The organism is Parafrankia colletiae, assembly GCF_001854655.1.
Classification (GTDB): domain Bacteria; phylum Actinomycetota; class Actinomycetes; order Frankiales; family Frankiaceae; genus Parafrankia; species Parafrankia colletiae.
Genome location: NZ_MBLM01000084.1, coordinates 1 through 2,282 on the forward strand (window position 1 = coordinate 1; position 2,282 = coordinate 2,282).

Sequence of the window (2,282 nt, forward strand, 5' to 3'; positions counted from 1 at the left end):
CGAGTTCCTCTCCCTCGCGGCGCCGGCCGAGAATTTCCGAGGCGTCCCCGCCCGTCTCGTCGAGGACCTCGATTCCGTCCTCCGCGAGCAGTTGCAGGACAACGTCGCTTCTCTCTGGCGGCAACTCCGCTGCGAGTAGCGTGGCGGCAACGTCGTCCGGGGTGACGAAACCGTTCTCCTTACCCCGGGCGATGAGGTCTCCGACCTTTTTCATTGTGGCTTCGTCGGGTGTGGTCAGATCTGTGGGCGGCGTCTCGTCATGTCCGCGGAAAGGCCGACTCATGTCAGTCAGCACCTATGTTCGGCGTCGGATGCGGCGGATGCTTTCCTGGAGACCGGTCCATATCCGGCCCCGCTGCTGGGAACGGGTCCGTAGCGAAGCCGCAGATCGTGGCACCTGCAGCGTCCAGGAAGGCACGAGGGGCTCAGAGCGTCGACCACCGAACAGGACCTCTCCACGTGGCAAAATGTAGCGATGTCCGTGAGGCGCCCCCGATCGCGGACGCTCTCTCCATACATTGGTTGTTGGCTGGGTCGCGGCCAACAGTCCCCGGTCCTCTCGAGATGAGATCACCGTTTCGATGGTCGTGATCTGCTGTGGTCGCTGAATCCGTCGGGATGTTCAGGACTCGGTGGCGAGTAGGTCGCGCAGCAGGTCGGCCTGCTCGTGTAGCACGCCGGTCAGGATTGAGCGGGCCACCGCCAGCAACGTCACGATCTCCGGCGACGCCACTGCGTAAAACACGGTCGTACCCTGCTTACGGGTCGTCACCAGCCCGGCGCGGCGCAGCACCCCGAGCTGCTGGGACAAATGTGACGCCTCCAACCCGACCTCGGGCACCAGCTCGCTCACCGACCACTCCCGTTCGCTGAGCAGTTCCAACGCCCGGATGCGCGCCGGGTGGCCAAGGGTCCGGAAGAACTCCGCCTTCAACTGGTACAGCGGCGTCGCCATACGACCTCCCTCCGACCTCCAGCTACCCGCCGTCTGTCAGGCATGGCGCCCGTCCGACAGCTCGTCACACAACTGGACAACCTTACAACTTCATCAGATTGGAGCGGTGTAGTTCAGTTATCAAACAGCCACCGACGGTGGATAACGGGGTCAAACCAATACTGTCAACAGGAAACGACTAGGACACACCCCGGCCGCAGCGGGGGTCGAGTGTGGCAGGAGCATCGGTCGCCGGCATCGGTGTCAGGCTATGGCGGTGGCCGAGCCCGTTGGGGCACGTGGTGGGGCGTGATGCGCAGGACATGGTGTCAGCGCAGCCGGTCAGCGAGGGCCGCGAGTTCGACCCAGAGGGCGTCGGGCACGCGGGAGCCAAGGTCGGCGAAGTATCGACGGATCATGTCGGTTTCGTGTTCCCAGGCGGCACGGTCAACGGACAGGAGCAGGTTGAAGTCGTCTCCGGTCACGTCCAGGCCGTCGGTATCGAGGGCTTCGGGTGTGGGGACCACACCGAGCGGTGTCGCGCGGCCCTGCGTGGTCCCGTCGAGTCGGCCGATGATCCAGGCGAGGACCCGGCTGTTCTCGCCGTAGCCGGGCCACAGGTACGCGCCCGTGTCGGGGTGTTTGCGGAACCAGTTGACGTGGTAGATGCGCGGAAGCTGCGCCCCGGCGCGTCTGCCGACGGCAAGCCAGTGAGTGAAATAGTCGCCCATGTTGTAGCCGCAGAACGGGAGCATGGCGAACGGGTCGCGGCGCAGCTCGCCGACCGTCCCGGCCGCGGCGGCGGTGGTCTCGGAGGAGACGGTGGCACCGAGGAAGACACCGTGCTGCCAGGAGGTGGACTCGACGACCAGCGGCACGGCGGTGGCACGACGGCCACCGAACAGGATCGCCGAGATCGGAACGCCGGCAGGGTCAGTCCATTCTGCGGCGATCGTCGGACATTGCCCGGCGGGGGCGGTGAAACGGGCGTTGGGATGCGCGGCCGGCGTCACGGACTGCGGTGTCCAGTCACGGCCCTGCCAGTCGATGAGATGTGCCGGCGGTTTCTCGGTCAGCCCCTCCCACCACACGTCTCCGTCATCGGTGCGCGCAACGTTCGTGAAGATGGAATTACTGTGGATGGTATCGATGGCGTTGGGGTTGGTCATCCGGCCGGTACCCGGGGCGACGCCGAAGAAGCCGGCCTCGGGATTGACGGCGTAGAGCCGCCCGTCGTCTCCGAAGCGCATCCAGGCGATGTCGTCCCCGACGGTCTCGACCTTCCAGCCGGGGATGGTCGGGACGAGCATGGCGAGGTTGGTCTTGCCGCAGGCACTCGGAAAACCGG

3 protein-coding genes are annotated in these 2,282 nt (G+C 65.8%); all 3 read right to left on the bottom strand.

Features of this window, described 5'->3' with window-relative positions; all coding sequences use genetic code 11:
* On the bottom strand, positions 1 to 283 hold a 283-nt coding region (locus tag CC117_RS10115; RefSeq protein ID WP_241829979.1), incomplete at its 3' end, for an RNA polymerase sigma factor region1.1 domain-containing protein.
* Between the two features lie 339 nt (positions 284 to 622).
* Positions 623 to 955 (bottom strand): ArsR/SmtB family transcription factor, encoded by a 333-nt coding sequence (locus CC117_RS10120; RefSeq protein ID WP_071083491.1) that lies wholly within the window; start codon positions 953 to 955, stop codon positions 623 to 625.
* 308 nt (positions 956 to 1,263) lie between these two features.
* The coding region (locus CC117_RS10125; protein ID WP_084131878.1) for a phosphoenolpyruvate carboxykinase (GTP) at positions 1,264 to 2,282 on the bottom strand (1,019 nt) is incomplete at its 5' end.

Excerpts from the sequence above, each read along its gene's own strand:
- CC117_RS10120 (WP_071083491.1), bottom strand. The coding sequence starts at position 955 with ATGGCGACGCCGCTGTACCAGTTGAAGGCGGAGTTCTTCCGGACCCTT.